6 protein-coding genes are annotated in these 3623 nt (G+C 70.7%); all 6 read left to right on the forward strand.

What is annotated here, in order from left to right:
* Nucleotides 1-454 (forward strand): hypothetical protein (locus tag D7V97_RS45085; RefSeq protein ID WP_120616016.1); only part of this gene is annotated, 454 nt, incomplete at its 5' end.
* 48 nt (nucleotides 455-502) lie between these two features.
* Nucleotides 503-1027, forward strand: a complete 525-nt coding sequence (locus D7V97_RS41210; RefSeq protein WP_120616017.1) for a hypothetical protein — start codon at nucleotides 503-505, stop codon at nucleotides 1025-1027.
* A gap of 35 nt (nucleotides 1028-1062) precedes the next feature.
* Nucleotides 1063-1242 carry a hypothetical protein gene (locus D7V97_RS41215; RefSeq protein ID WP_233583564.1) on the forward strand — a complete coding sequence of 60 codons (180 nt, stop codon included), beginning with the start codon at nucleotides 1063-1065 and terminating at the stop codon, nucleotides 1240-1242.
* A 745-nt stretch (nucleotides 1243-1987) separates the two neighbouring features.
* The gene (locus D7V97_RS46330; protein ID WP_233583565.1) at nucleotides 1988-2347 is read left to right on the forward strand and encodes a hypothetical protein; all 360 of its coding nucleotides are present in this window, start codon (nucleotides 1988-1990) and stop codon (nucleotides 2345-2347) included.
* Nucleotides 2348-2392: 45 nt separating this feature from the next.
* On the forward strand, nucleotides 2393-2578 hold the full coding sequence (locus D7V97_RS46335; protein WP_233583566.1) for a DNA methyltransferase: 186 nt from the start codon (nucleotides 2393-2395) through the stop codon (nucleotides 2576-2578).
* A gap of 568 nt (nucleotides 2579-3146) precedes the next feature.
* Complete coding sequence (locus tag D7V97_RS41225; protein WP_158623567.1) at nucleotides 3147-3533, forward strand: VRR-NUC domain-containing protein; 387 nt, start codon at nucleotides 3147-3149, stop codon at nucleotides 3531-3533.
* The last annotated feature ends 90 nt before the right edge of the window (nucleotides 3534-3623 follow it).

A 3623-nucleotide genomic window follows, 5' to 3' on the forward strand; every position in this document is an offset into this window, starting at 1 on the left:
GAGACAGCCCGAAGTCCTGGCCTCCGCCGAGAAGTCGCTGGCCCAGGCCCGCCCCGACGAGCTCGGCCGCGCCGCTGTGCTCTACACCGTCTACTGCGGCGTCACCGGCGGGCGCTCCGCTGTGACGGGGGCCGAGCTGCCCCCGTTCGAGAAGTGCCCCATGCTGGTGCGCGCCGCGTGGCTCGCGGTCGCCCAGGCGATCAACACCCCGGTCGCGTCCGTGAAGGGCGCCCCGGTGGTGCCGCCCGGCCAGCAGCCATCCATCGGCCGCTCCGTCCACTTCCGGCACGGCACGACCACGTGCGCCGCGGACATCCTCGCCGTCAACCCGGACGGCACCGTTGCGCTCCTCGTGAAGCCGCCCAACGAGCACCCCTTCACCACCGACAACGTGGAGCAGGCGCCCACCGAGGCGCCCGAGCCCGCGAAGTGGAACTGGATGCCGCGCGTCTGAGCCGCCCCTTCTTCGTGGTGCTGTCCAACCCCCAGCAGGAGCAGCACCATGAAGAAGTCCCTCCCCCTGACCGCCGTCCTCGCGGTCGTCCTCACCGCGCCCGTGGCCCTGGCCCAGTCCACCACCGGCGCGGGCAGCAGCATCCTCGACGCGCTGCTCACCCCCACCAACGTCGGCATCGCCCTGGGCGTCGTCGCCAGCGGCGTGGGCCTCTTCTTCGGGGGCACCTGGCTCACCACGCGCCGCAAGCGCATCGTCGCCACCGTGGCCTTCCACGCCTTCCACGTGGTGGAGGACATCGCCGCGCTTGACGAGTCCGAGAACGGCTTCGACAAGGCGGCCCGGGGGCTGGAGGTGGCGGACTCCTGGATGAAGGCGAACGGCTGGCGGCCCCTCAAGCCCTGGGAGCAGGAGGCAGTGAAGCTGGAGTTCAAGTCGATGCACGGCGCGCAGTCGGCCGAGGTGAAGGTGCGCGCGGAGGCGATGGAGAAGGCGCTCGGAGCCATCGGCAGCGCCGCCGCGCTGGGGCCGCTCGTCGAGGTGGCCTCGGGCCCTTCGAAGCCCCGCGGGTAGCAGTCGCCGCGGGGCTTTCGCGAGTGCTGCGTGACGTGCCGGTCCGCACCGGCTACCTGGAGGCGTCCGCCGGCGCCTCCACCCTCACGGGCGCCTACGCGCGTCTGGAGGGTGGGGCGCGGCTCCGGGAGAACCTGGGACTCTTCGCCTTCGCGGAGGCCAACCAGCGCGAGCGGATGGCCGGCGTGGGCGCGCGGTGGACGTTCGGCCTGTAGACGGGACCGCAAGAGTCGAACGACCTCAACCCTTCGAAGTTGCAGGGCTGTACCCAGGTTTCGTTCACCTCGCGCGAGGGTGCCCGATTCCCGAACGGATCGCAGCGTGGTGGAAGTTCGGCTGGTGAAACACAGCGGCCCGCCCAAGACGCCGGGGGCGGGCCGCTTCGCGGGGGTACCGCTACTTCTTCGAGCCGTTCGACTTGACGCACTGGCAGGTGGGGATTTCAGGGTCCTTGCTGTCAGATACCTGGATGCTGGAAGGCCGCACCGTCCGGCCATCCTGGCACTGGGCGGCGCTTCCGGCCTCGCAGTTGATGGCACATCTCCCTCCCTTGGGACCGGTCGCCGTGCAGCGAGAGCCCCCTTCCGCGCTGACAGGGGTTTCTTCCTGTTTCGTTGGTGAGGGGGACTGAGCAAGGGCGGCGGACGCCACCAGGAGAGATGCAACGGCAGTCAGAAGTCTCATGCGACGAATATTACTGAGGCGCCCGGCGCAAGGGCTACCTAAGTCAGCAGGGACGCGTACTCCCTCGTGGGTAGGTAGCAGCCAGGAACGACCCGGCATCCCTCCTGCACCACGCGCGCGCATGGTGCGACCCTCGCGCCACGTCCCCCGAGGCCCCCAGAGTGAAGGCCTACCTCCAGACGTACACCATCACCCTGTTCCACGCCGACTGCCGCGACGCGCTGCCTGGACTCCCGCCGAATCCGTGGACGTGCTGCTCACCGACCGCCCTACGGCATGACCTACGAGGCGAAGAGGAAGAGCGGCGCGGCCATCCGCGCGGACGGCTCCCGCCAGGGCATGCGCGTCTTCCGCCAGTCGCTCACCGCCGCGGGCCACGCGCTCAAGCCGGACCTGCACGCCTTCGTCTTCTGCCACTGGGAGAACTGGCCGGGCTTCTTCGACGCAGCGAGCGCGCGCCTGCGCATCAAGGGCGCCCTCGTATGGTGGAAGGCCCGGGGCGGCATGGGCGACTGCGCGGCCGGCTACGCGCCCGACTACGAGGTGGTGCTGCACGGCGCCGGTCCGAAGCGCGGGCCGCTCGCCGGGAAGCGCCACGAGGCCGTGCGCGCCGGCTACCTGCCGGTGCCCGCGTAGGCGCGGACGCACCTCACGGAGAAGCCCGTCAACCTGCTGGCCTACCTGCTCGATCGCGCGTGCCCGAAGGGCGGCCTAGTCCTGGACCTGTTCGCCGGCAGCGGGGCCACCCTCCTGGCCGCGCAGCATCTCGGGCGCCAGGTCGTGGGCGTGGAGTTCGAGGAGCGATACTGCGAGGCCGCCTCGCGCCGGCTGGAGGCGCGCGCCGCCGCTCCCGCCCGGGCGGCCTGAGGCCTCACGCTGCCCAGCCAACATCCACGTCGACCAGTTACAGTGCAGCCTTCCCGCTCCACCCCGGCTTCTCAGCGGAATGGAGCGGAAGAGGTGCCGGTGTCAGCTACGATTTTCTTTCCTGTCCTGGTCTCCAGGATGTCCCGCATTTTCTGCAGGCTGCCTCACCGCCCAGAAACGCCTCCGGCATCTCCGCGTTGCCGCAGCTGGGACAGGAGCCGGGGCGGTGCGGATGCCAGGGGCTGGTGCAAGTGGTGATGCTGTCACCACCCAGGAACGTCTCCTGCTTCAGCGGGAACCCGTCGTGCGGGCACTTGCCAACAATCGTCGCCATGTTGTCCTCTATCCTTGACGGAGGAAGGCGCACCCCCATGGCGAGCCCTACCTCCTTGAAGCAGCTGAAGGATGGGCATTCGACCTGGACCTGCCGCTAGTAGGCGCGCGGCTCGGTGCCCCATCAGGCGACCTGCCCCGGTCAAGATGTGGCGCTCACGCAAAAGCGGTTTGGCGGGTTGGCTACCCGGCGCCCCTTCTGTCCTGGCATGGACAGACGCACGGCAGGTGCCCGGTGAGGTGGGCGGCGCAGCGGGACGACGCGGAGCCCGCGGTGGTGAAGGCGCTGCAGCTCGCCGGGTGGACGGTGGAGCGCGTCTCCGCACCCGGCTTCCCGGACCTGCTGTGCTGCCGGCGCGGGCAGGTGGTGCTGCTGGAGGTGAAGTCGAAGGGCGGACGGATGAAGCCCGCCCAGGTGGAGCTCCACGCCCGGCTGCGCGCGGCCGGCGTCCTCGTCGCCATCGTCACCACGCCGGAGGAGGCGCTGGCGGCGGTGCGCGGGGAGGCGGGGCGCACGGCCCTGGACGTCCGCGCGGAGAAGCGCGGGCGCTCGCAGCGCGCGCTCGCGACGTCGGCGGTGAAGCCGGGCCGGGCGGCGGGTGTTGTCGGACTGGTGCGGTAGAGGAAAAGACGACGGGCTCGACCGAGGAAGACGGTCGAGCCCGCTCAGGCCAGGAGCACCGGGAAAGCACCACTGGGGACGCCAGTATAC

Source organism: Corallococcus sp. CA053C (assembly GCF_003611675.1).
Taxonomy (GTDB): Bacteria; Myxococcota; Myxococcia; order Myxococcales; family Myxococcaceae; genus Corallococcus.

Coding starts and splice junctions, on each gene's coding strand:
- D7V97_RS41210 (WP_120616017.1), top strand. CDS start 503: ATGAAGAAGTCCCTCCCCCTGACCGCCGTCCTCGCGGTCGTCCTCACC.
- D7V97_RS46330 (WP_233583565.1), top strand. CDS start 1,988: ATGACCTACGAGGCGAAGAGGAAGAGCGGCGCGGCCATCCGCGCGGAC.